Annotated in this window: 23 protein-coding genes; 13 read left to right on the top strand and 10 right to left on the bottom strand. The window is 52.0% G+C overall.

Features of this window, described 5'->3' with window-relative positions; all coding sequences use genetic code 11:
• Positions 1-133 precede the first annotated feature (133 nt).
• Entirely contained in the window at positions 134-1,261 is a 1,128-nt protein-coding gene (locus E1N14_RS12730; protein ID WP_152134916.1) for an IS110 family RNA-guided transposase, read from the top strand.
• A 314-nt stretch (positions 1,262-1,575) separates the two neighbouring features.
• Here E1N14_RS12730 and E1N14_RS12725 read toward each other — a convergent pair whose 3' ends face one another.
• Entirely contained in the window at positions 1,576-2,715 is a 1,140-nt protein-coding gene (locus tag E1N14_RS12725) for an SIR2 family protein (protein ID WP_025011938.1), read from the bottom strand.
• Positions 2,716-4,148: 1,433 nt separating this feature from the next.
• Between E1N14_RS12725 and E1N14_RS12720 the strand changes: the two genes are divergently transcribed.
• The 5 genes from E1N14_RS12720 (at position 4,149) to E1N14_RS12700 (ending at position 6,444) form a co-directional block, all read left to right on the top strand.
• Entirely contained in the window at positions 4,149-4,565 is a 417-nt protein-coding gene (locus E1N14_RS12720) for a GNAT family N-acetyltransferase (protein WP_025011941.1), read from the top strand.
• A gap of 127 nt (positions 4,566-4,692) precedes the next feature.
• A complete protein-coding gene (locus E1N14_RS12715; RefSeq protein ID WP_044735846.1) occupies positions 4,693-5,361 on the top strand; it encodes a DUF445 domain-containing protein in 669 nt (222 codons plus the stop codon).
• Positions 5,362-5,471: 110 nt separating this feature from the next.
• Positions 5,472-5,822, top strand: coding sequence for a VOC family protein (locus tag E1N14_RS12710; RefSeq protein WP_025011943.1), 351 nt, complete (start codon positions 5,472-5,474; stop codon positions 5,820-5,822).
• Between the two features lie 34 nt (positions 5,823-5,856).
• The gene (locus E1N14_RS12705) at positions 5,857-6,201 is read left to right on the top strand and encodes a 5-carboxymethyl-2-hydroxymuconate Delta-isomerase (protein ID WP_025011944.1); all 345 of its coding nucleotides are present in this window, start codon (positions 5,857-5,859) and stop codon (positions 6,199-6,201) included.
• A gap of 9 nt (positions 6,202-6,210) precedes the next feature.
• Positions 6,211-6,444, top strand: a complete 234-nt coding sequence (locus E1N14_RS12700) for a DUF1289 domain-containing protein (RefSeq protein WP_081782998.1) — start codon at positions 6,211-6,213, stop codon at positions 6,442-6,444.
• A gap of 97 nt (positions 6,445-6,541) precedes the next feature.
• Here E1N14_RS12700 and asnB read toward each other — a convergent pair whose 3' ends face one another.
• The 5 genes from asnB to purM all read right to left on the bottom strand — a co-directional run bounded on the left by asnB (position 6,542) and on the right by purM (position 12,952).
• Positions 6,542-8,206 carry an asparagine synthase B gene (gene asnB / locus E1N14_RS12695; RefSeq protein WP_025011945.1) on the bottom strand — a complete coding sequence of 555 codons (1,665 nt, stop codon included), beginning with the start codon at positions 8,204-8,206 and terminating at the stop codon, positions 6,542-6,544.
• A gap of 321 nt (positions 8,207-8,527) precedes the next feature.
• Complete coding sequence (locus E1N14_RS12690) at positions 8,528-10,174, bottom strand: M28 family metallopeptidase (protein ID WP_062793948.1); 1,647 nt, start codon at positions 10,172-10,174, stop codon at positions 8,528-8,530.
• 131 nt (positions 10,175-10,305) lie between these two features.
• Positions 10,306-11,052 carry an HAD-IIA family hydrolase gene (locus E1N14_RS12685; protein ID WP_025011946.1) on the bottom strand — a complete coding sequence of 249 codons (747 nt, stop codon included), beginning with the start codon at positions 11,050-11,052 and terminating at the stop codon, positions 10,306-10,308.
• Between the two features lie 218 nt (positions 11,053-11,270).
• Positions 11,271-11,915 carry a phosphoribosylglycinamide formyltransferase gene (purN, locus tag E1N14_RS12680; RefSeq protein WP_025011947.1) on the bottom strand — a complete coding sequence of 215 codons (645 nt, stop codon included), beginning with the start codon at positions 11,913-11,915 and terminating at the stop codon, positions 11,271-11,273.
• Positions 11,915-12,952, bottom strand: coding sequence for a phosphoribosylformylglycinamidine cyclo-ligase (gene purM, locus E1N14_RS12675; protein WP_025011948.1), 1,038 nt, complete (start codon positions 12,950-12,952; stop codon positions 11,915-11,917). Before purM ends, purN begins: the two co-directional genes overlap by 1 nt.
• Before the next feature lie 260 nt (positions 12,953-13,212).
• Here purM and upp point away from each other — a divergent pair, with 260 nt between their 5' ends.
• Complete coding sequence (upp, locus tag E1N14_RS12670; protein ID WP_028781646.1) at positions 13,213-13,839, top strand: uracil phosphoribosyltransferase; 627 nt, start codon at positions 13,213-13,215, stop codon at positions 13,837-13,839.
• Between the two features lie 110 nt (positions 13,840-13,949).
• On the opposite strand, the gene E1N14_RS12665 is transcribed toward upp, so the two are convergent.
• The 4 genes from E1N14_RS12665 to E1N14_RS12650 all read right to left on the bottom strand — a co-directional run bounded on the left by E1N14_RS12665 (position 13,950) and on the right by E1N14_RS12650 (position 16,450).
• Positions 13,950-14,279, bottom strand: coding sequence for an SMR family transporter (locus E1N14_RS12665; RefSeq protein WP_028781645.1), 330 nt, complete (start codon positions 14,277-14,279; stop codon positions 13,950-13,952).
• Positions 14,280-14,290: 11 nt separating this feature from the next.
• A complete protein-coding gene (locus tag E1N14_RS12660; protein WP_025011949.1) occupies positions 14,291-14,680 on the bottom strand; it encodes an SMR family transporter in 390 nt (129 codons plus the stop codon).
• 177 nt (positions 14,681-14,857) lie between these two features.
• Positions 14,858-15,811 (bottom strand): LysR family transcriptional regulator, encoded by a 954-nt coding sequence (locus E1N14_RS12655; protein ID WP_044734660.1) that lies wholly within the window; start codon positions 15,809-15,811, stop codon positions 14,858-14,860.
• 210 nt (positions 15,812-16,021) lie between these two features.
• Positions 16,022-16,450, bottom strand: a complete 429-nt coding sequence (locus E1N14_RS12650; protein WP_025011950.1) for a hypothetical protein — start codon at positions 16,448-16,450, stop codon at positions 16,022-16,024.
• 553 nt (positions 16,451-17,003) lie between these two features.
• Here E1N14_RS12650 and E1N14_RS12645 point away from each other — a divergent pair.
• The 6 genes from E1N14_RS12645 to tolB all read left to right on the top strand — a co-directional run bounded on the left by E1N14_RS12645 (position 17,004) and on the right by tolB (position 23,119).
• Positions 17,004-19,181, top strand: coding sequence for a prolyl oligopeptidase family serine peptidase (locus E1N14_RS12645; protein ID WP_062793949.1), 2,178 nt, complete (start codon positions 17,004-17,006; stop codon positions 19,179-19,181).
• Positions 19,182-19,309: 128 nt separating this feature from the next.
• Positions 19,310-19,711 (top strand): tol-pal system-associated acyl-CoA thioesterase, encoded by a 402-nt coding sequence (gene ybgC / locus E1N14_RS12640; RefSeq protein WP_025011952.1) that lies wholly within the window; start codon positions 19,310-19,312, stop codon positions 19,709-19,711.
• A complete protein-coding gene (gene tolQ / locus E1N14_RS12635; protein ID WP_025011953.1) occupies positions 19,701-20,390 on the top strand; it encodes a protein TolQ in 690 nt (229 codons plus the stop codon). The genes ybgC and tolQ overlap by 11 nt, the downstream gene beginning before the upstream one ends.
• Positions 20,387-20,824, top strand: coding sequence for a protein TolR (tolR, locus tag E1N14_RS12630; RefSeq protein ID WP_025011954.1), 438 nt, complete (start codon positions 20,387-20,389; stop codon positions 20,822-20,824). The genes tolQ and tolR overlap by 4 nt, the downstream gene beginning before the upstream one ends.
• Positions 20,825-21,784 (top strand): cell envelope integrity protein TolA, encoded by a 960-nt coding sequence (gene tolA, locus E1N14_RS12625; protein WP_025011955.1) that lies wholly within the window; start codon positions 20,825-20,827, stop codon positions 21,782-21,784.
• Positions 21,785-21,793: 9 nt separating this feature from the next.
• A complete protein-coding gene (tolB, locus tag E1N14_RS12620) occupies positions 21,794-23,119 on the top strand; it encodes a Tol-Pal system beta propeller repeat protein TolB (RefSeq protein ID WP_025011956.1) in 1,326 nt (441 codons plus the stop codon).
• Positions 23,120-23,126 lie beyond the last annotated feature (7 nt).

The following is a 23,126-nucleotide window of genomic DNA, read 5'->3' as shown; positions in this document are numbered from 1 at the left end:
AGATATTTTGCTCAAACAGCTAGACATAATGATTCCCTGTGCAGGTGTCGGCCTCCGTGTTTTCTCGTGGATTAGTTAAACCAGAGCCACACTGTTTGTTGATCCAATAGGCAAACAATCACAGGAGGCCGACATGTCTAAAGCTAACACACTTTTTATCGGGTTGGACGTACACAAGGAGACCACTGACGTGGCCTGGGTTTCTGATAAGTCTGCTGAGACCGTGCATTACCATGGCACAATCCCAACCAACCTGCGTTCATTCGATAAACTCATTAAAAATCAAACAGTCAAGACCAGCAAGCTCTGTGTTATTTATGAGGCTGGTCCCTGTGGCTTCTGGCTCTATCGCCATCTGTTGCGCCGTGGTATTGAATGCTGGGTGGTAGCGCCGGCACTCATCCCCAAAGCTCCGGGCGACCGGGTCAAAACCGATAAACGCGATGCCATGACATTGGCCAGGTTAGCGCGTAGCGGCGATTTGCACTCTATTTATGTTCCGGATGAGCGGGATGAAGCTATCCGCGACCTTATCCGCTGCCGGGAAGATGCCATGCTCGATTTGCGCCAGGCACGGCAACGGCTGAAATCCTTTCTGCTGCGTCATGGTCATCCCTGCACAGGTCGGCAAAACTGGACCGAGGCCTATCGACGCCACCTGGCTGATATCAGCTTTCCACAAAGTGCTACTAAAATCACCTTTCAGCATTACATTCATATCGTTACCGAGCGCTATGAGCGCTTGCAACGGCTGGAATTGGAACTGCAAAGCCTGGCCGAAAGCTGGCGTTGGTACCCACTGGTGCAACGTCTGACGGTACTGCGTGGAGTACGTTTCTTATCCGCTATGACCCTATTGGCGGAACTGGGTGACCTCAGACGCTTTGCTTCTCCGCGTTCACTGATGAACTTTGTCGGTTTGACACCCAGCGAACACTCCAGTGGTCAGCGGGAACGGCGTGGCGGCATCACTAAGTGCGGCAATAGCCACGCCAGACGCATCCTTATTGAATCGGCCTGGGCCTATCGTTTCCCCGCTAGGGTCTCGAGGGAATTGGAAAGTCGCCAACAAGAGCACTCTATCAAACTGCAAACTCGCTCATGGGAAATCCAGCAGCGCCTATGTCGACGCTTTCATGCCTTAAAAGCAAGAGGCAAAGAATACAATAAAGTCGTTACCGCTGTGGCTCGCGAACTGACAGGCTACATTTGGGATTTAGCCCAAGGTTTTGATGCCGATATGCCACAACAAGCGTACTGAATTACATTTAAAAATCACTCTGGCAGCGCCGGACGGCGGCAGCGGTGCGAGCAATCCTCGAGGGCGTTAAGCGGTCACATCCGCGCTCCTAGACTGAGGCAAGGCTCCTGCGGCGAACACAAGTAATGCGAATAACCAAACTCGCGGATATCAGCAAGGTCAACCGCCGACACTTACTCGCCAAAGTCCGACTGTCAGAGTGCCCTTACCGGAGATTTTTGGGTCTCCGGTAAGGACACTCTTATCTATTTGACAATGGGAATCATATCAACGCCGCGTTCAGCGGCTTGTCCGCTGGAATGCTTTGTTATAAATCATTTGACGCCAACTCTTATTTTCTTAAGCAACTCCGGTATTTCTTCATATTTGTCTACCCAAATTATGCCAACACCAAAAGACAGCGCATCATTTTCCTCGAATTTTTCCATCAATTTAATCAACTCATTTACGACTTCATCTAGTTGTAATTGAGCAGCAACTTTCTCATCCAGTATATCTTCATTATCTGTAAGGAGTTTTTCTAATTGTGATTTTACTTTCGATTTTTCATGTCTTTTCTTAAAGCAATAATGATGAACTTCATCATCACCTCTTTCATTCTTGGCAATGTCCAGTAGTCGCCGCAAGTTAGGATCAGAGAAAGATAAGCCTATCAATAAACAGTTAAAGTCCTTGAACTTATTTATCTGTATTAGGTTGCTCCACCCATATACATCTGTGTATTGCTGATGGTATCCATCCTCACTTAAAACAACTTTGTTTTTAGAGGTTAACTGCCCTTTCTGAGGTAAGTAGCCATGAACATGATATATAGGAAGATGATGTTGCTGGTGCTTCATTCCTCTAGCATGAATTGAAGAAAATGGGATGTCGACGTCAATTTTTTGAAGGCATTGTTCAAGCAAGTCGTCGTAATTATAAGTGATTATTGAATCCAAATTAGGGCTCTTTCCAGCCGCAATACAAAACTGTCTCATTTCTTTAAGTAAGTCAGAGTCGTCCTTTATATCAATCCCATGATATAGAGAATCTCGAATAGCATTTTCAAATGCAAGGTTAGATTTAGGGTTTTTCTTTTTAAAATAATTATGGAGATACCTAGCTGAAATCAATGAGTTTGGCTCGAATATGCTATTAAAAGTCCTTGCCAAAACGCCTGCCTTTTCTCCATTTTTTTCGTTTTCTTCATCATCAGATTTAATAGTTATTAGCAATAGCTTTTGAAGCAATGTATCCCAATTTGGAAGCCCATATGAAACGGACGAGCCAGCCCCCAACACCATTACAAGCCTCTGCTCTCTGTACCATTTGGTCACCGCCTCAAGTTTTTCATTTTGTGACTTTTCGGCTCCTCTAAACAAGAACAGAGCTTCTTCAAATTTTTCAGAAAGGGAGTTCCTAAGGATCTTATTAAAAATCTCACTTGTTAAAGATCCGCTCAACTTAGATGACATCTACCCTCTCCTTGATTTATAACGCCCGGCACAGCGGCGAGGTAAAACTGGCGCTAAATTTGCGCCAGCAAATTTGGTGACAGCTTTTGCCGAGTCCGCCTGCTGCCGCTTGTTATGTGCAAACCCGAAATTTACAAACATGCTAACACTCGAAGCGTGAATGGAAAACAGAAAATGGCCAGCTGACTTGATGCTAGAAATTGCGATTGGGCTAAAGAATGAGAAGTGGCCAACGCTGGATGTTTGCGCCACCAGATACTTTGAAGCGCCCGCCATTAATATGTGTAACGTGCTTAGAATGGCCGAGGCCTGAAATATGCCCAAGGTTCGTATGTGAGGGATCGATGGAATTCCAGTTATCCGCAAAATTCCTGGTTTGAAAATGTGATGACTAGATACGAATTCCATTTCTCAATACAACTCTGAATTTTAGAAGAGCCAAACTCTCAAATTTGAAGAGCCCATTCCCCAACTAAATCGCACATAACAGCTGTATAGTGCGCATGCGCGTTTTAGTCCTCGGAGGAGTGTAAACGCGCATCGCTATCTGTTTGTATTAGCTGGATATAAAAGATTTTAGTCTTAATATCCCTTGCAGCTAAACGCGCATGCGCGGTTTCCAAACCTATTATCTACCCACTGTATTTTTTAACTTTATGAATTTAATGAAATTTTCTAAAATGTTACGGAAATAACGCGCAAGCTTAGCTGCAAATTCCCGGCATTTTGTCCAGAACGTCAATAATACTGTATAAAAAATCAGTTCTGAGGCGCTTGTCATGAGCACTTCAAGCCGTACAACCAAGAACCCTAAAACCCAGTCCTTACAAAAAGCGTTTAGTAAATCCATGGCTACCGCACGGGTCCAAACTCTGTTCGTCCCTGCATTCCGCTGAAAACGGAAAAGTGTTGTTACTTTCGTCCTTAAGCTTAAGGAAGTGCTAAAGCTAAGTATTTGAATTGGTTATACAATACCCAGTACTTAATTTGAAAACAATTAGCCAAAGGTCAAGTTTTTAGCAAATGTTATAAAACCCTGATTTTGTGGGGGTTGACAACATAATTCGCCATGAAAACAACTGTGCCCGGCAAATCATATGAGCAATATTCCAATTGATTGCCTTGCTTAAATTGCCGGTTTCAGTGCTTGATGGCCGGGGGAACTATTTAGGAGCCTTGGTGTGGCCGGGTGACTTGCTTAATGGCGGGGGGCTGTTGTTATCGCCGGCCAATACGGCTAAATACGCCTGGTTCGTGTACTCGTTGAAAACGGCTACCGGGATAGGCATGAACGGGAACTGACTTATGGGGGAGGGCGATTAAAGCTGCTGCCAGATAAGCTTTTCTATGTTAACCTTGCGTTGTTTAAGGAGTTTATTGTCGTTTTGCCTCTGGCAAATAGTAAAATTTCAACTTGTATTCAGGGATGAAAAATGCAAATACGTTTGGCTACTGAAATGGATTTGGAACAACTGGTCCTGCTGTTTGACGAGTATCGGCAGGAACTGGGGCAGGGCTCAGATCTGAGTCGTTGCCGTGAATTTTTACGGGCCCGCTTACTGGAAAACGATTCGATGATCTTCATCGCCACCGAGGGCGATTATCCGGTGGCCTTCACTCAGGTTTTTCCCTCATTCTCCTCCTTGTTGCTAAAGCCTTTATGGTATCTGGATGATCTTTTCGTATTGCCCGATTACCGTGGTCAGGGCATTGCCAAAGAGCTGACTTGCCGAGCCCGAACTTTGGCGCAGGATGCCAAGGTGCTGGCGGTCAAGCGTGAATTTGGCGAGCTGTCTCAACAAGTCGAGACAGATGGCACAGAGCAAGGTCTGTATCACGCACTACTTTAATCTGCTGCCCCCTGTTTGCTACCATTAGCGGGTTTTAATTTCAGGGGATTTCAGATTGAAAACAGCAGTACAACAGACACCTGTGCTCGACAAGAGCGCCGTTACCAACCTCTTGGCGCTGGCCATTATGCTTACCGGCTATGGCATGCACTCTGATGTGTTATTCAACATCGGCCTGTTTGCCGTATCCGGCGCCATTACCAACTGGCTGGCGGTGCATATGTTGTTTGAAAAAGTGCCGGGTCTCTATGGCTCAGGGGTCATCCCGGCCCGTTTCGAACAGTTCAAGCAAGCTATCAGCGAGCTGATGATGGAGCAGTTTTTCTCTGAGGCCAACATAGACCGTTTCCTGTCGACCCGCTCCGACAAACAGAGCCTGGATCTGTCCGGCGTTATCGGCAAGGTGGACTTGGCTCCAGCCTTCGATGCTTTGGTGGCCACGGTTGCCCAATCTTCATTGGGTGGTATGTTATCCATGTTTGGCGGTGAAGAAGCGCTCACCCCACTCAAGCAACCCTTTATCGAAAAGATGCAGCAATCTCTGGCAGATATTGCCAAGAGCGATGATTTTTACGAGCTGCTCAAGGGCGAACTGGAACAGCCCGGGGTGATGGCGGATATGCGTAGCCAAATTCAGGATATTGTCGAGCAGCGGCTGGCCGAGCTTACGCCGCAGTTGGTCAAGGAGATGGTGCAGCAGATGATCAAGACCCACCTTGGCTGGTTGGTTGTCTGGGGCGGTGTCTTTGGCGGTCTGATAGGGCTGGCCAGTGTAACGCTGCAGCGCTTGCTATAACTATGACAAGCCTGCTTGAGCGATAGCCCCGGTCCAAGTTTCAGCCGCCCAAAATAATAAGTACTTAAGTATCACAGCAATCAAGTCGCCCAAGCGGCGGGAGGAAAGCCATGGCGTTACATCATAGGATTAATTATCTTGAACTTCCCGCCCGGGAGCTGGAAGCCACCAAGGCGTTTTTTCAGGCGGTGTTTGGCTGGGGCTTTGTTGATTACGGTCCGGATTACAGCTGCTTTACCCAGGCCGGGATCGATGGCGGTTTTTTTCGCTCATCACTGAGCTTTGATACCCTCAACGGCAGCCCCTTGTTGGTGATTTACTCAAATGATCTGAACGCCAGTCTGGAGGCCGTCAAGACCCATGGCGGGGAGATCTGCAAAGATATTTTCAGTTTTCCCGGTGGCCGGCGCTTTCATTTCCGCTGCCCGAGCCAAAACGAGTATGCCGTCTGGTCTGAATAGACCCAGATGCTTCTGCCTTTAACAAGGAAGGATTATGCCTCACTGTATTATTGAGTATTCGGCGCCCCTGGCGCAGCAGTTGTCGATTGCCAAGCTGGTTCAGGTGGTGCACCAAGGTGCCATAGACTCAGGCTTGTTCACACCATCTGCCATCAAGAGTAGGGCGCATGCCTGTGAACATTTCCTGGTTGGGGAGGACAGCGCTCAAAGCTTTATCCATGTGCGTTTGGCCATTATGCCGGGACGCACCGATGAGCAAAAGCAAGCCCTGACCCAAAGTGTGTTTGCCGCACTGGAGCCAATAGCGGTCAAAGCCGACAGTGTCTCGCTTGAGGTTACTGAGCTGCATCAGCCAAGCTACCTTAAACGCGGCAGCTAGGAAGCCAATATGTCCAGGCAACCAAAGCGCAGTAACAGGGTGGACTCTCCCTGTATTCGTCACTGCTGCCTGGACCTGCAGGATGTTTGCCTGGGATGTTTCAGGACGCTGGAAGAAATTCTTGCCTGGCATCAGGCAACTGACAGCGAGCGGCAGGCTATTCTCGAGCGCTGCCGGCAACGGCAAGTTGATCGCCACCAAGCAACGGCCGGGCTTAGAGTGATGAGAACAAGGCGCAAGTGAACAAGCTCAAAGCAAATAAAGCGGCACAGAAGCGAAGCTCCTATTTCCGCTAACGAATAAAGGCGCCATTTGGCGCCTTTATGGTTTTTACTTAAGCTCAATAAGATGCGCTATGCACAGAGCGCACCGCTCGGCCGGAAGGATCTATGATGCCTGACAGGCTCTCATCCCAGGCCAGCGCTTCCGGGGTGGAGCAGGCAACCGATTTACCACCCGGTACAGTCAGTGCTGCCGACTCCAGCGGGAAGTGCTCTTCAAAGAAACAGCGATAGAAGTAGGCCTCTTTGGTTTCCGGCGTGTTGTGCGGGAAGCGGAAACGGGCGTTGGCCAGCTCTTTATCCTCCACCTGGGCGGCGGCATGTTCTTTCAGGCCATCAATCCAAGAGTAACCCACACCGTCACTGAACTGCTCTTTCTGGCGCCAGGCGACTTCGGCCGGGAGCTTATGCTCGAAGGCTTCACGCAGAATATGCTTTTCAATCCGGCCATCGCGCGACATCTTGGCTTCTGGGTTCAGGCGCATGGCCACGTCCATAAACTCCTTGTCGAGGAAAGGTACTCGGGCTTCCAGGCCCCAGGCTGCCATGGACTTGTTGGCCCGCAGGCAGTCGTACAGGTGCAGCTTGTCGAGTTTACGCACCAGTTCTTCGTGGAAGGCGCGGGCGTTTGGTGCCTTGTGGAAATAGAGGTAACCGCCGAACAGTTCATCGGCCCCTTCGCCCGAGAGCACCATCTTGATCCCCATAGCCTTGATCTTGCGCGCCATCAAATACATGGGGGTTGCAGCGCGTATGGTGGTGACATCATAGGTTTCCAGGTGATAAATCACCTCCTTGATGGCATCCAGGCCTTCCTGGAAGGTGAAGTGCAGCTCATGGTGTATGGTGCCTATGGCATCGGCGACCTTTTGTGCCGCCGCCAGATCCGGTGCCCCTTTCAGGCCCACGGCAAAGGAGTGCAGCTGTGGCCACCAGGCATCGGAGGCATCGTTGTCTTCAATACGGCGTTTGGCAAAAGTTTGGGTTATGGCGGAAATCACCGAGGAGTCCAGCCCGCCTGATAGCAAAACGCCATAGGGCACATCTGACATCAACTGGCGCTTTACCGCGGCTTCCAACGCTTCGCGCAGCTCTTCGCTGGAGGCGCTGTTTTGGGCTACCGCTTCATAGTCGCGCCAGTCACGCCGATAGTATTGCACCGGCACGTCATCTTCACTGAAGAGGTAATGCCCGGGGCTGAAAACTTCCACGGTTTTACATACGGGTACCAGCGCTTTCATCTCAGAGGCGACATAAAGGTTGCCACTGGTATCGCGGCCGGTGTAAAGCGGGATGATCCCCATGTGATCCCGGCCTATGAGGTAGCAGTCCTTGGCCTTGTCGTAGAGTACGAAGGCAAAAATACCGTTGAGCTTATCGAGAAAGTCGCAGCCATATTCCTGATACAACGCCAGGATCACTTCGCAATCCGAGTTGGTCTGGTAGCTGTACTTGTCGCCGAGCTCGGCCTTGAGTTCTTTGTGGTTGTAGATTTCACCGTTGACTGCCAATACCAACTGGCCATCTTCAGATAACAGCGGCTGGGCGCCGTGTTCGATATCGACAATGGCCAGCCGCTCATGGGCGAGAATCGCTCTTGGAGTGGTATGAATACCCGACCAGTCCGGGCCGCGGTGGCGCATCAGTTTGGACATCTCCAGCGCAGTGCTTCTCAGAGCGGCGGCGTCAGACTGGATATCGAGAATGGCAAAAATTGAACACATGGTAAGACTCCAAACTTGGTGTTTCTTCAGCAATGGCTTCACTTTGCCTGTAGAATTCTCAAAAGCCAAGCTTTATTTTTGAATATAAATCATAAAAATGACTAAATCTGTAAATTATAATGCGTTTTGTGACCTGTTTTTTTGAGGGTTAAACAATTTAATCGCTTAATTGGTGAAAGATCTGCATTTTAGCTCGCTGTAACAGCGTGCAAATTGGCACTTTCCCAAAGCCGCTGCTTTTATCGGCGATTGATTTATCTGCCCGGAAAACAACGCAAAAAGGCGCCGGAGGCGCCTTTGGGGATGGGGAAATGTGTCTGGTTAAATCGCCGGAGCAACGCCGGTTTCCGGCCGCAGGCTATAAAACTCTGTGCCCTTGAAATAACCCGGGCGGTCGGCAGAATCCGCCAAGCCTTTGGCGGCCTTGTAGTACACGGCCAGATCTTCCAGCGCGCCGGAGAGATCCCAGTTGGCATGATACTCATCACAGAGGTTGTGATAGCAGCCTTTCATCTGCTGCTTCATTGCTGCTTTGTAGTCAGCGGTGGCCTGATCCACAGGTTCGCTGCCGCCACCGGCAAATACCGCAGGTACGCCATACTGGGCAAAACTGAAGTGATCCGAGCGGAAGAAACCGCCGGACTCGGGGTGTTTCTCTGCTGTGGCATAGCGGCCCTGGGTCTTGAGCGCGGCTTCCAGATAACGCTCAAGCTCAGACTTGCCTTTGCCCACTATGGTGAAGTCTTTGGTGCGGCCATAGATATTGGTGCTGTCGAGATTAATCACCCCTATGGTGTTTTCCAAAGGGTACGCCGGTTGGGCGGCATAGAAACGTGATCCCAGCAGACCTTGCTCTTCGCCTGTGGTGGCGATAAAAGTCAGCGAACGCTTGAGGCGCTTGCCAGCCTTGGCGTCGGCGGCAAACTCACGGGCGATGGCCAGCATGCCGGCGATGCCGGAGGCGTTGTCCATGGCGCCATTGAACACCTTGTCGCCTTCGGCCGAACTGCTCATGCCCAAATGATCCCAGTGGCCGGTAAACAGAATATGCTCATTGACACGGCTGCTGCCCGGCAGAGTGGCAACCACATTGTAGCTGTCGCCATACTCGGCCTTGTTATCGAAACCTATGCTGGCGGTTTGCCCCAGCGTCAGTTGCAGTGGACCGTGGGCAGCGCGGCTGATGGCGCTGTCCAGTTCAAGCCCGGCCTTGGCAAACACCTTTTTGGCGGCATCCAGGGTTATCCAGCCTTCCACCGCCACTCGCTCGTTGCCGGAATCCGAGGCCAGATCCTGTTGTGGGCCGGTCCAGCTGTTTTCCACCACAGACCAGGGATAAGCGGCAGGAGCCGTGTCGTGAATGATAATGGCGCCCAATGCGCCCTGACGGCTGGCTTCTTCATACTTGTAGGTCCAGCGGCCGTAATAGGTCATTGCCTTGCCGTTGAATTTACCGAGATCCGGGCGGGCAAAGCCCGGGTCATTCACCAGAATAAGGGCGATTTTGCCCTTCATATCCAGGCCCTGGTAGTCGTTCCAGTCGTACTCGGGGGCGTTGATACCGTAACCGACAAACACCAGCGGCGCGTTGGTGATATCGACGCGTTTGACATCATGGCGACTGCCGAGCACCAGATCTTGGGGATATTGAAAATCGATACCGGCCAGCTGTATTGCCTGGGTTTCACTGGCGGTATAGCTCACCATGGGCACTTTTTGCAGGTAGCTGCCGCTGGCGCCGGGCTCAAGCCCCATATCGGCAAAGGCCTTGCTGAGATAGTCCAGAGTCAGCTGCTCGCCGCGGGTTGTTGGCGCCCGGCCTTCAAATTCATCCGAGGCCAGGGTTTGGATGTCCTGGCGAAACTCTTGTTCATTGAAACTGACAACGCGGATGGGGTCGTCGGCAGTATTGTTTTGGCTGCAGGCACTCAAGAGTGCCAGGGTACACAGGGGGATCATCAAGCGCATAACGGATCCTGTTGTTGCTTTTATTGTCAGGTATGGAGTGGCAAAGGCTTTGCCCTTGCCCGTGCGCTATCATGGACGAAAAAACGCCCCCGACACAAGCGGAGGCGGTAAAAGGAATGTTACCAATGGTTTCAGATCACATCTATGTCGGCGGCGCAGGCAAAGACATGGTTGGGTCGGAAGGGCTCTTTCTCTATGTCTTCCAGCTTGCTGACCCCACTGGTGACCAGTATGGTTTCCAGCCCGGCCTGAAAACCGGCCAGAATATCGGTGCGCATGTTATCACCGATAATCACGGTATTTTCGGAATGACCATCTATATGGTTCAGGGCCGAGCGGATGATCCAACTGCTGGGTTTACCCACGTAGAAGGGCTTGCGACCGCTTATTCTCTCAATAGGCGCACAGAGAGCGCCACAGGCGGGACTATAAGCCGGGCCATGGGTATCCGGATTGGTGGCAATAAAACGGGCGTCGGCGGCAACAAAGCGGGCGGCCTTGTGGATCATGTCCCAGTTGTAGGAGCGGGTTTCGCCGACGATAACAAAGTCGGGGTTGATATCGGTAATGGTAAAGCCGGCCTTGTAAAGCTCGTGGGTGAGGGCGCCTTCACCTATGACAAAAGCCTTGCTGCCTTCCTGATGCTTGAGAAAGTCGGCGGTCGCCATGGCCGAGGTATAGAAACACTCTTCGGGAATATGCAGCCCGGCGGCGCCGAGGCGGTTTTGCAGATCTTTGCCCGTCTGTACCGGATAGTTGGTCAAGATAACCAAGGGGTTTCCCTGTTCCAGTACCCGGGCGATAAACTTGTCACTGCCGGGGATTAACTTGTTGTCGTGCATCAGCACGCCGTCTATATCGCAGATAATATTCTTCATGCGCGTCTCGTTCTGTCCTGATAACTGCCCCTATCTAACGCCATTGGTCATAAAATTACAATTGGCCGCGGTAAAAAGCCGGTAACGGAGCGTCATATCCGGGTAAATTAAGCGGAGAGTCAAGCTTGCGCCACAGCCGTAATAGCCATTGTTGGAATGAAAAAAGGAGCCGTATGGCTCCTTTTTGCTGAATTAATCAACCTAAGTTTACTCAGAGATCAGTCCGGGGCGTAGCCGTTGGGGCCGATGGCTTCATCGTCGAGCCAGGCCTTACCGTCAACCATCTTCAGTCGGCCCTGGCAGAACCAGCGCACCACTATCGGGTAGATGGCGTGTTCCTGCTCGTGCACCCTGGCCGCCAGAGTTTCCACTGTGTCATCGGCAAACACAGGTACCTTGGCCTGCAAAATCACAGGGCCACTGTCCAGTGCCGGGATAACGAAATGAACACTGGCGCCATGTTCGCTGTCACCGGCTTCGATGGCGCGCTTGTGGGTATCCAATCCAGGATACTTGGGCAGCAGTGACGGGTGGATATTGAGCATCTTGCCCTGGTAACGGCTGACCAGCTCATCACTGAGAATACGCATAAAGCCGGCCAATACGATGAGGTCGGGCTGATATCTGTCGATAGCCGCCTGCAGTCTGGCATCGTATTGGGCGCGGGACTCCTCTTTGCGGGCGATGACGCAACTGGTGTCTATTTCGGCATGATGGGCCCGGATCAGACCATAGGCATCGGCCTTGTTGCTGATCACTCCGACCACGCGCCCTGGCATCTTGCTATCACAGCTGTCGATAACAGCCTGCAAATTACTGCCATTGCCCGAAATCATTACCAATATGCGACAACTCTCCTGCATTAAAGGATCTCCACTTGCTCTTCTTGTTGAGTACGATTGGCGATAGTGCCTATCTGCCAGGCGTTTTCACCTTTGGCCTTGAGTAGCTCAATGGCGGCGGCGGCTTCAGCCTGAGGCAGGGCAACTATCATACCGACACCACAGTTAAAGGTGCGGTACATTTCATGTTCTGTGATATTACCGGCTTGCTTGAGCCAGTTGAATACGCTGGGCCACTGCCAGGACTCGCCCTGGATAACGGCCTTGGCATTTTCTGGCAGTACCCTTGGAATGTTTTCCCAGAAACCGCCGCCTGTGATGTGTACCATGGCGTGAACCGGATGTTTTTCCAGCAGTTCCAGCAAAGGTTTGACATAGATGCGGGTCGGTTCCAGCAAGTGATCGATAAGCGGCTTGCCGTCCAGATCTTGCTGTGGGTCGGCCTGGCTGACTTCCAGGACTTTACGGATCAGTGAGTAACCGTTGGAATGAGGACCACTGGAGCCCAGGGCTATCAGTGCATCACCGGCCTGTACCTTGCTGCCGTCGATGATGGCTTCTTTCTCCACCACACCGACACAAAAACCGGCCAGATCATAGTCAGCGCCTTCGTACATGCCGGGCATTTCGGCAGTTTCACCACCGATCAGGGCACAACCGGATTGGAAGCAGCCTTCGCCGATACCTGTGACCACATCGGTCGCCACATTGACGTCCAGCTTGCCGGTAGCATAGTAGTCGAGGAAAAACAGCGGCTCGGCGCCTTGTACCAGCAGGTCGTTGACACACATGGCCACCAGGTCGATACCGACAGTGTCATGCTTTTTGAAGTCAATGGCCAGGCGCAGCTTGGTGCCCACGCCATCGGTACCGGAAACCAGCACAGGGTGCTTGTATTTGGTTGGCAGTTCACACAGGGCGCCAAAACCACCCAGGTTGCCCATGACTTCAGGACGGTGAGTGCGTTTGACTACGGACTTGATGTTATTGACGAGTGCGTTGCCTGCATCGATATCGACACCGGCGTCTTTATAGCTCAGTGGGGTAGGGGTACTCACTTGATCCTCTCGGGTACATCGTTATGGATTTTATGCGGCGCTATTCTAGCAGTTTGCCGGGGGGGTCGAAAGCCAAGATTGCACTTTATTCATAGGGATATAAGTCACGATTTACCAGATTTATAAAACTTTCTGTTTTACCGCCGGAACAAATCAACTAAAATCTCAGAAATTTGCCCAAATCCGGCTGGTTTGTGCTCTTCACGCCGGGAGCCGCCAGTCTGATTGCTCGTCCCGCCCGCAAGATCAGGAGAAAAAGAATGAAAGTTGTCGAGGTTAAACACCCGCTGGTACGCCACAAAATCGGTTTGATGCGCGAAGCTGAGATCAGCACCAAGCGTTTTCGTGAGCTCGCCGCCGAGGTTGGCAGCCTGTTAACCTACGAGGCAACCGCAGGTTTGGAAACCGAAACTGTGACCATTGAGGGCTGGAACGGTCCCGTTGAAGTGGAGCAGATTAAAGGCAAGAAGGTGACTGTAGTGCCTATTCTGCGTGCCGGTCTTGGCATGATGGACGGCGTGCTGGAGAACATTCCCAGTGCCCGCATTTCTGTCGTCGGTGTTTACCGTGACGAAGAAACCCTGGAGCCTGTGCCTTATTTCGAGAAACTCGCCAGCGATATGGAAGAGCGTTTGGCACTGGTAGTTGACCCTATGCTGGCTACCGGCGGCTCCATGATTTGCACCATAGACTTGCTGAAAAAGCGTGGTTGTAAGCATATCAAGGCGCTGGTATTGGTTGCGGCTCCTGAAGGCGTCAAGGCACTGGAAGAGGCGCATCCTGATATTGAACTCTACACGGCGTCTGTCGATAAGTGCCTGAACGATAAGGGCTATATCCTGCCTGGTCTGGGTGATGCCGGTGACAAGATTTTCGGTACCAAATAAGTCTCTTTAGTGAGCACAACTCTTTATTGTTTTTAATAAAAGAGTGAGCATAAGAAAGGCGCCCTCAGGCGCCTTTTTGCTTATTTCGACCTTACTTATTCCTTCTGATCTTAGGCGGTTTTCATGGTGATAACCGCGGCGATAACCACGGCTATGCCGACCCAGCCTATGGGCTTGAGTCTTTGTTTGAACAGCAAGGCGCCGCCGATAGCCGTTCCCAAAATGCCTATGGCGCCCCAGGAGGCGTAGGCGATCGCCAAGTCTATCTCTTTCACTGCCTGTGCCAGCAGAGTAAAAGCGCTCAGCACCAGCAGGATTGCCAGCGCGCCCCATAATTTACGCTTGAACCCATTGGAGCGGGTGAGCGCCATATTGGCGGCAATATCAATCAAGGCGGCCAGCACCACATAGCCAAAGGAGAGCGTCAGAAACTGGTTCATGTTCGCCTCCGTTACAGGTTACCGGCGGTGCTGTTTGCTCCCAAGCCGGTATCCTGAACTTTGGTTTTATCACCTTCATGGCTCTCCCCCAGAGTCACCAACACTATACCCAGGATGGCCAAGGCCAGTCCGGCAAGCTCCTGCGGGTTGAGCCTGGAGTCAAACAGCAGCATGGATACCAGGGTGATCAGGGCTATGCCCAAACCTTCCCAAACCGCATAAGCCACGCCTATGGCAATCTTCTTCGCCGCCAGTGATAAAAAGAAGTATGACACACCAATCAAGAGGTACATCAACAGGTAGCCCCAGATTGAGCCTTCGGGTCCCAGCAGGTTCATGGTACTGGTACCCGCCACTTCGGCGGAAATCGCAAACAATAGAAATACGCGTGCAAGGATCATAATTCACCTTCTACATGAAATTAAAAATATGCATAACGGAGAATTGCGCATTACACCCGGAACTATCTGGCCAGATAAGTGATGAAAAAAGGAGTAACAACAAAATTAAGTAGCAATTCCAAACTTACGCCACTAGGTTAACCGGTCAATTTTTGGGTTGGTAGGTAATTGAGATATTCAATTTTGAATATCTATTTCAGTCTGGACAGATGCTTGCGATGGCCGAAAGGTGTCTTGCATTACCTTGTGAAGATGCCGGTGCAGCGGGTGATTACGGTAGGTCTGCAAAAAGCCGCCGGACACCACGAAGTGGCTGAACTCCCGATTGACCTGGGGCATGGGGAAGGAGGCCAGCTCCGGCATCAACCTGGCAGTGCCTTGACTGGCGTACATGATGGCGTCGGTTTCCAGCAACATCTGGCAGGCGACCCTAAGATTGTAGGACTTGAGCAGCACATGGGGCTGATAACCCATACGCTGATACTCTGACTCCACAGTGCATTGCGGATTGTAGGAGGCCGGTGCAGGCAGGGAGACTATCGGCAGCGTGGACACTGTCTGCCAATCATTTTCATCGCCGAGCAGCGGATGATTTTTGCGTGCCAGGATCACCCGTTTTTCGGTGAACAGCGGCCGCATATAGATATCCTTGGACAGCTCGGTTTCCTGATCCAAAATACAATAGTCATGTATGCCTTCGAGCATCTCATCATGGCTGTAACCATTCCAGCTGGAAAAGGTGAAGCTGGCTTTGGGAAAGGCCCGGTGACAGCTTTGCAGCAATCTTTGTCCCTGTTCATCCATCAGGTAGGGATCTGTCACTATGGCTATTTGCCCTGTGTAGGTGTCGGCGCTGAAGTCTTCGAACTCCAGCAGGACTTTCTCGATAGGGGCCAGAATATTGTCAAACTCTTCTGCCAGGCGCAGCGCCATGGGAGAGGGCTCTACACCATGGGGTTTTCGGACAAACAGGGGATCCTGGAAGGTTTGCTTCAGGCGCATTACACCCCGGCTGGCACTGGGCTGAGAGATCCCAAGTTGCATGGCGGCCAACTTGATACTGCGATTGTCGACAACCGCTTTAAGTAGGCGCATCAGATTGAGATCCAGAGTATCCAGTTCGTGAGCCATTTATCTATCACCCCTGTTTGTGGCTGGCGCCACTGTATAAGAGCGCGCGGCACAAGATAAAACATCAAAGTCTGCCATGGCTTCTGTGTTGCTTACGGCAATGATTGCAGGTAACTCGAGAGTAACACAGCTTAACGCTCTAAGCCCCCGTGGGGTTACATCGGCTGACTTTGGCGCTTGGCTAATGTCCCGCTCAGAGCAACGCTTTGATTACTCAGTTTCTTCACTGAGTTCTTCTACTGGCTTTCGGGCCTGCTTGAGACCTTGCCACAGCAGCAAGCCGCCGAGTATCAGCACCAAAATAACCACGGGCCCACCGACCGTATAATCGTTTAAGGCGATCATCGGCGGCAACTGGGCCGTGTCTCTGTATGATGCATCGGACACTATGATCAGAAGCGCCAAACCTGCTGCCGCCAACAAGGCGATACCGCTGGAGCGGCACCAGTTACGGCGGCGGTTGAGAAAACCGGCGAGGGTGAGGCTGACAGCCGCCAGCAAGGCGCCGAAGATAACCATAAAGTATTTTGCCGGTTGTTGCTCCGGCAGGCTCTGGAAGGCACCAAAAATACAGACATAAGTTGAAAAAGCGCCGACCAGCAGTAACAGGTAAGCAAGCAATATACGCAGCAGTGACATACGGGTCCTTGTTGTCTTTGGGAAAGGTGGCGATTAAAACATAAAAAAAAGCCCACTTGAAACAAGCGGGCCGCAAAAATTAAATCATTGCAATCAACAAATTGAAGGAAGGAAGTCAAGCATAAGAACCAGGGAAAACTGCCATGAAAACTACACAACAGTTTTGAAGTTCTTGGTTTTCATATTTACCGGGGTAAATACTTCCTGAAAACGAGGCACATTTTAGTGACAGAATGTGTCAGCAACAAGCGAGAAAAACTACGTCATGAGATAAGTAAAACTAATGTCACAAAGGTGATGCAGGTCACGTAAATGCACTTATAGCCCGTGTTTCGCTTCTTTACTCAATGTGGATGCATAAATCTGCAATTTATATAATTAATCCTTGTTGCCGTTTTATTAACATTTGTCATTGTTCAATCCTTGCACAGATTGTCATTTGGCGATTGTGTCGGTTTTTTTTGCTTGTATAGTACTTTGCAAGTCGCTGCGTTTGCATTTTTTGCTAAAACGCCGCTGTACGCCTCTTTATTTAGTCGGACAGGAAGTTTCCATGACAATAACTACAAAATTGGCTCGCCCTATGCTGTTGGCTGTAGGCTTGAGCCTGGCGCTCGGCGCCTGCCAGAGCACAGATACTCCAAATGGCCAGAATGCGCTGGCTACCGTTAAGTCCCAGTATCCGGCGACCCGCGCCGAAGTGCTGGTTGAAAATATTCACGGTGTTCAGGTTGCCGATCCTTATCGCCACCTGGAAGAAAGCACCCCGGAAACCGAAGCCTGGGTTAAGGCTCAGCAAGCTTTTGGACAGGAATATCTGTCGGCTATCCCCAACAAGCAGGCGGTAGTCGACAGGATCACCACCCTGTGGAACTACGAAAAAATCTCTGCCCCCTTTGAAAAGGGTGACAACACCTTCTACTACCGTAACGACGGCCTGCAGGCCCAGTCAGTGCTCTATGTCAAAGACAAGCAGGGGAATGAGAAGGTGTTGTTGGATCCCAACGCTTTCTCCGACAAGGGCACAGTTGCCCTGTCCGGCGTGTCAGTGAGTGACGATGGCAAGGTGCTGGCCTATGGTGTCTCCGAGTCCGGCTCCGACTGGCAACAGTGGCAGTTTATGGATATTGCCAGCGGCAAGCTGCTCAGCGACAAACTGGAGTGGATCAAGTTCTCCTCTGCCGTGTGGGATCATGCCAACGAAGGCGTATTCTATGCCCGCTATGATGCCCCGGCCGGCGGAGACAAGATGGCCGATGTCAACTTCAACCAAAAGGTTTACTACCATAAGCTGGGCACAGATCAGAGCCAGGACAAGCTGGTTTATGAAAGGCCACAAAACAAGGACTGGGGCTTTGGAATCGGTGTCTCTGAAGACGGCGACTATCTGCTGCTGTCCATCTCCCAGGGAACCGACAGCCGCAACCGCTTCTTCTATAAGTCACTCAAAGATCCAAAAGCGGAAGTGGTCGAGCTGATTTCCGACTTGGAAGCCGAGTACAGCTTTATCGGCAACGACAAGTCAGTGTTCTACTTCAAGACAGATCTCGATGCCCCCAACGGCAAAGTGATTGCCATAGATTTGCGCCGTCCGGCCAAAAAAGACTGGAAGACAGTGATCCCTGAGACAAAGGATCCTGTCGCCAGTGTCGGTATCATCAATGATCATCTGGTGGTGAGCTCACTGCATGATGTGCTGGGACAGCTGTCCATCTACTCCATGGGCGGCGTCAAACGCCAGGACGTGACTCTGCCGGGCAAAGGCAAGATTGCCGGTCCATACGGCAAGCGCAGCAAAGACTACTTCTATTACACCTTCAACAGTTATGTGCAGCCGCAGACCACCTATAAGTTTGACTTCAAGACAGGTGAGTCCGAGCTGTACCAGAGCCCTAAAATCGCCTTCAATCCGGATGATTATGTATCCGAGCAGGTGTTCTACACCAGCAAGGACGGTACCAAGGTGCCCATGATGCTGTCTTACAAGAAAGGGCTGAAGAAAGACGGCACCAACCCGACACTCCTGTACGCCTATGGTGGTTTTGCCATCTCCATGACCCCAAGATTCAGCCCGGCCAATATCGCCTGGTTGGATATGGGCGGCATCTATGCTGTGCCCAGCCTGCGTGGCGGCGCCGAATATGGTGAGAGCTGGCACCAGGCCGGTATGTTCGACAAGAAGCAAAATGTGTTTGACGACTATTTTGCCGCTGCCGAATACCTGCTGGACCAAGGCTATACCAACAAGAGTAAGCTTGGCGCCTATGGCCGCAGTAATGGTGGTTTGTTGATGGGCGCCGCCGTGACCCAAAGACCGGATCTGTTTGCCGCCGTGCTGCCCGCCGTAGGGGTACTGGATATGCTCAGATTCCACAAGTTCACCATAGGCTGGGCCTGGACCAGTGAATACGGCAGTGCCGACAATGCCGAGCAGTTCCCGGCGTTGCTGGCTTACTCGCCATATCACAACGTCAAGTCTCAGGCTTATCCTGCGACTATGGTGATGACAGCCGATCATGACGACAGGGTGGTGCCGCTGCACAGCTTCAAGTTTGCTGCCATGATGCAGGCCAAGCAGCAGGGAGATCAGCCGGTTATCATGCGTATCGAGTCCAATGCCGGTCACGGTGCAGGTAAACCCACGGCGATGAAGATAGATGAAGCGGCGGATATCTTCACCTTCCTGTGGCACAACTTTGGCTTGACCCTGCCGAGCAAAATCGACGGTTAAGCTTAAGTTAAGCCTTGAAAAAATAAACTGGGGCCTGCGGGCCCCTTTGCTTTTTCCGCCATTCACAAGCGGATTGTGGATAAGGTATAGTAGGCCTCACTTTTGGCGCATTAAAAGCAAGTGGAAGCATGTTTCGTTGGCCTATCACTGTCTATTATGAAGACACAGACGCGGGTGGGGTGGTTTACCATTCCAACTATTTGAAATTTTTTGAAAGAGCCCGAAGTGAGTGGCTCAGGTCTATGTCGGTGAGCCAAACCGCCCTGTTGCAGCAGGATATCGCCTTTGTGGTACGCCACGCCGAGCTGGATTTCTGCAAGGCGGCGCGATTTGAGCAGAACCTTTGGGTGGAAACCCGTGTCTCAGAAGTGAAGCGGGCATCTTTGGTGTTTGAACAGCGCCTGGTAGATGCCGAGGGTGAGTGTTATTGCGCAGCCAGCATTCTGGTTGCCTGTATTTCGCTCGAGCGCATGCGGCCATTGGCCATTCCCCAACACATATTGCAGGAGTTTAAAAAAGGTGGAAGCTGAGATTTCGTTTATTGGATTGTTCATGCAGGCCAGTCTGTTGGTAAAACTGGTGATGCTCACCTTATTGTCTCTGTCTATCGCGTCCTGGGCTGTGATTATCCAGAGGCGCAAACTCCTGAAAGCGGCCAGGCAAAATGCCGAACGCTTCGAAGAGAAGTTTTGGTCCGGTGTGGATCTCAATCGTTTGTACCAGGAGCTGTCGGCGCGCCAGGAAAGCAACTCAGGGCTTGAGTCCATGTTCGTATCCGGCTTTAAGGAATACGCCCGCCTGTCGAAACTGAACGGCCGGGTGCCAGAAGCCATTATGGATGGCAGCTATCGCGCCATGCGGATCTCCCTCTCCAAAGAGTTGGATAAGCTGGAAACCCATCTGCCACTCTTGGCAACCATAGGCTCTACCAGTCCCTATATCGGCCTGTTTGGTACAGTTTGGGGGATCATGAACTCCTTTATCGCCTTGGGCGCGGTTGAAAATGCCACTCTGGCCATGGTGGCACCGGGTATTGCCGAAGCGCTTATCGCTACCGCCATGGGCTTGTTCGCCGCGATTCCAGCGGTTATCGCCTACAACAGATTCTCCACTCAGGTGGAAAAGGTCGAGTCTTCCTACGCCAACTTTATGGAAGAGTTCTCCGGCATATTGCACCGTCAGGCATACAGCGATAAGGAAGCCGTATGATGCAGGGATATCAGCGCAAGCGGCGTCGCCCCGTCGCTGAAATCAATGTGGTGCCCTATATCGACGTGATGTTGGTGCTGCTGATCATCTTTATGGTGACGGCGCCGATTGTGACTCAGGGAGTGAAAGTGGACTTGCCTCAGGGTAAGGCCGAGCCGCTGCCCGCCGACAGCAAGCCGCCAGTGGTTGCCTCCATCAATGCCGAGGGTGAGTATTTTCTCGACTTGGGTGGTTCACCCAATAATGAGGTGCTGGATCTGGAAGAGATCAGCACCCGGGTTAGCGCCATCATCAAGATGGAGCCGGATCGCCCCGTGGTGGTCAAGGGCGATCGCGCCATTCCCTACGAGCGGGTAATCCAACTGATGGTGTCGCTGCAAAATGCCGGCGTGCCTTCGGTCGGTTTGATGACAGATTCGCCAGAGGAGAAGTAAGTGGCTGGGAAATCTGATTTTACTGTCCCCTTTATCATCTCAGCTGTGCTGCATATCGGGGTTATTGCGATTCTGGCCATGGGCGTGGACTTTCAGGACAAACCCAAATTGCCGACACCACAGGCTCAGTCTGCGCCTGTGCAGGCCGTGGTGGTCGATCAGCAGAAAGTGGATGACTATGTCCAGAAGCTGAAACAGGACAAGGCCGCCGCCGAGCGCCGTGAGCGCGAACGGCAGCAGGAGCTGGATCGCAAGGCCAATGAAGCCAAAAAGGCCCGTGAGCAGGAGCAGGAACGGATCCGCAAACTGGAAGTCGAGCGCAAGCAAAAAGAGCTGGAGACCCAGAAGGCTGCCGATGCTGCCAAGGCTGCCAAGCTGAAAGAGCAGCAGGAGAAAGAAAAGGCCCAGAAAGCCGAGGCCGAGCGTAAGGCCAAGGAGCAACAGCGTAAGGAAGCCGAAGAGGCTGCTCTTAAGGCAGAGCAGAAACGCAAGGCCGAGGAAGCCGCCGCTAAAAAAGCGGAAGAGGAGCGAAAACGCAAAGAAGCTGAGCGTAAGGCCAAAGAGGAAGCCGAGCGTAAACGCAAGGCCGAGGAAGAGGCCCGTCGCCGTCAGGAGCAGGAGTTGGCCGATGCGCTGGCCGCCGAGCAAGCCGCCTTGTCTGCTACCCGTAATCGTCAGGTTATGAGTGAAGTCGACCGTTACCGGGCGATGATCACCGCCACTATTCAGCGCAATCTGGTGGTGGATGAGTCTATGCGGGGTAAAGTCTGTAAGGTCAAGGTGCGTCTGGCCAAAGACGGCTTTGTCACCAACAGCCAGATCATCGAAGGGGATCCTGTGGTATGTCGCGCCGCCAAGGCCGCCATCAACAAGGCCGGGCGTTTGCCGGTTTCCCAGGAGCCTGATGTGTATCAGCTGATGAAAGAGATTAATTTGCAAGTCAGACCGGAATTCAACTAAGGGAGCCCCATGAAACGAATTGCCAAGAGTCTTATCTGTTTGCTGGCTGTGCTGGTGCTGCCGGCAAAGGCGGCACTGGATATAGTGATCACCGAAGGGGTGGACGCCGCGCGTCCCATCGCCGTGGTGCCATTTGTCTGGCAGGGCGCCGGGCCGGCCCCAGAGTCGATTTCGGATGTGGTGATGTCCGATTTGACCCGCAGCGGTACCTTCAAACCATTGGATGAATTGTCATTGGGTCAGCGCGCCATCAGCAAGATGGACGAGTTCAATGCCGCCGCCTGGAAAAATGTCTCTGCCGAAGCCGTGGTGATGGGTTATGTGAAACCCTATGGCGCCGGTAAGTATCTGGTGAGCTTTGATTTAGTGGATCTGGTGAAGGCGCAGATGCAGTCCGGTGGTCCTCAGTCCCGCAGCGAACTCCTGCTGGATAGCCGCGAAACCGTTATCAGCGAAGCACAATTCCGCCAGTATGGTCACAGGATCAGCGACATAGTCTACGAGAAACTGACCGGGATCCGTGGCGCCTTTTTGACTCGCATCGCCTATGTGGTGGTTAATCACCAGGAGAAGAATCCCTACCGCCTGATGATTGCCGACTACGACGGCTACAATGAACAGATGTTGCTGCGCTCGCCTGAGCCTTTGATGTCTCCTGCCTGGTCTCCGGACGGGCGCAAGCTGGCTTATGTCAGTTTCGAAAACAAAAAGGCCGAAGTATTCGTCCAGGATATCTATAGCCAAAGCCGTACCAAGGTTACCAGCTTCCCCGGTATCAACGGCTCGCCGAGCTTCTCGCCCGATGGCAGCAAGCTGGCGGTGACTCTGTCCCGTGACGGTCAACCTGAGGTCTACGTAGTAGAGATAGCCACGGGCGCGCTCAAGCGGATCACCAATCACTATGCCATTGATACCGAAGCCACTTGGTTCCCCGATGGCAAGTCGCTGCTGTTCACCTCCGAGCGGGGTGGCAGGCCCCAGCTATATCAGGTAGAGTTGGCCTCAGGCAAGGTGACCCGCCTGACATTCGAAGGCGAGTGGAACCTGGGGGGGACTGTGACCCCTGATGGCCGCAGTATGATTTTCGTCAACAGAACCAACGGCAAATACAATATTGCCCGTATGGATCTGCAGACGCGTTTTATGCAGGTGTTGACCTCAACCCGGCTCGATGAGTCACCCAGCGTTGCCCCTAACGGCACCATGGTGATTTATGGCACCACCTATAACGGCAAGCAGGTGCTGGCAGCGGTATCTGTCGATGGCCGTTTCAAGGCGCGGTTGCCAGTGGGGCAGGGCGAGGTGAAATCACCCGCTTGGTCACCGTTTCTATAACTTATAT

The organism is Shewanella algae, from assembly GCF_009183365.2.
Classification (GTDB): domain Bacteria; phylum Pseudomonadota; class Gammaproteobacteria; order Enterobacterales; family Shewanellaceae; genus Shewanella; species Shewanella algae.
This window is presented reverse-complemented; position numbering and strand designations above follow the sequence as displayed.

Coding starts and splice junctions, on each gene's coding strand:
- E1N14_RS12660 (WP_025011949.1), bottom strand. CDS start 14,680: ATGATCCTTGCACGCGTATTTCTATTGTTTGCGATTTCCGCCGAAGTG.
- E1N14_RS12665 (WP_028781645.1), bottom strand. CDS start 14,279: ATGAACCAGTTTCTGACGCTCTCCTTTGGCTATGTGGTGCTGGCCGCC.
- asnB (WP_025011945.1), bottom strand. CDS start 8,206: ATGTGTTCAATTTTTGCCATTCTCGATATCCAGTCTGACGCCGCCGCT.
- E1N14_RS12715 (WP_044735846.1), top strand. CDS start 4,693: ATGCTTACCGGCTATGGCATGCACTCTGATGTGTTATTCAACATCGGC.
- purN (WP_025011947.1), bottom strand. CDS start 11,915: ATGCAGGAGAGTTGTCGCATATTGGTAATGATTTCGGGCAATGGCAGT.
- E1N14_RS12690 (WP_062793948.1), bottom strand. CDS start 10,174: ATGCGCTTGATGATCCCCCTGTGTACCCTGGCACTCTTGAGTGCCTGC.
- E1N14_RS12725 (WP_025011938.1), bottom strand. CDS start 2,715: ATGTCATCTAAGTTGAGCGGATCTTTAACAAGTGAGATTTTTAATAAG.
- ybgC (WP_025011952.1), top strand. CDS start 19,310: ATGTTTCGTTGGCCTATCACTGTCTATTATGAAGACACAGACGCGGGT.
- E1N14_RS12710 (WP_025011943.1), top strand. CDS start 5,472: ATGGCGTTACATCATAGGATTAATTATCTTGAACTTCCCGCCCGGGAG.
- E1N14_RS12730 (WP_152134916.1), top strand. CDS start 134: ATGTCTAAAGCTAACACACTTTTTATCGGGTTGGACGTACACAAGGAG.
- E1N14_RS12700 (WP_081782998.1), top strand. CDS start 6,211: ATGTCCAGGCAACCAAAGCGCAGTAACAGGGTGGACTCTCCCTGTATT.
- E1N14_RS12685 (WP_025011946.1), bottom strand. CDS start 11,052: ATGAAGAATATTATCTGCGATATAGACGGCGTGCTGATGCACGACAAC.
- upp (WP_028781646.1), top strand. CDS start 13,213: ATGAAAGTTGTCGAGGTTAAACACCCGCTGGTACGCCACAAAATCGGT.
- tolB (WP_025011956.1), top strand. CDS start 21,794: ATGAAACGAATTGCCAAGAGTCTTATCTGTTTGCTGGCTGTGCTGGTG.
- E1N14_RS12720 (WP_025011941.1), top strand. CDS start 4,149: ATGCAAATACGTTTGGCTACTGAAATGGATTTGGAACAACTGGTCCTG.
- E1N14_RS12655 (WP_044734660.1), bottom strand. CDS start 15,811: ATGGCTCACGAACTGGATACTCTGGATCTCAATCTGATGCGCCTACTT.
- E1N14_RS12705 (WP_025011944.1), top strand. CDS start 5,857: ATGCCTCACTGTATTATTGAGTATTCGGCGCCCCTGGCGCAGCAGTTG.
- tolR (WP_025011954.1), top strand. CDS start 20,387: ATGATGCAGGGATATCAGCGCAAGCGGCGTCGCCCCGTCGCTGAAATC.
- E1N14_RS12645 (WP_062793949.1), top strand. CDS start 17,004: ATGACAATAACTACAAAATTGGCTCGCCCTATGCTGTTGGCTGTAGGC.
- E1N14_RS12650 (WP_025011950.1), bottom strand. CDS start 16,450: ATGTCACTGCTGCGTATATTGCTTGCTTACCTGTTACTGCTGGTCGGC.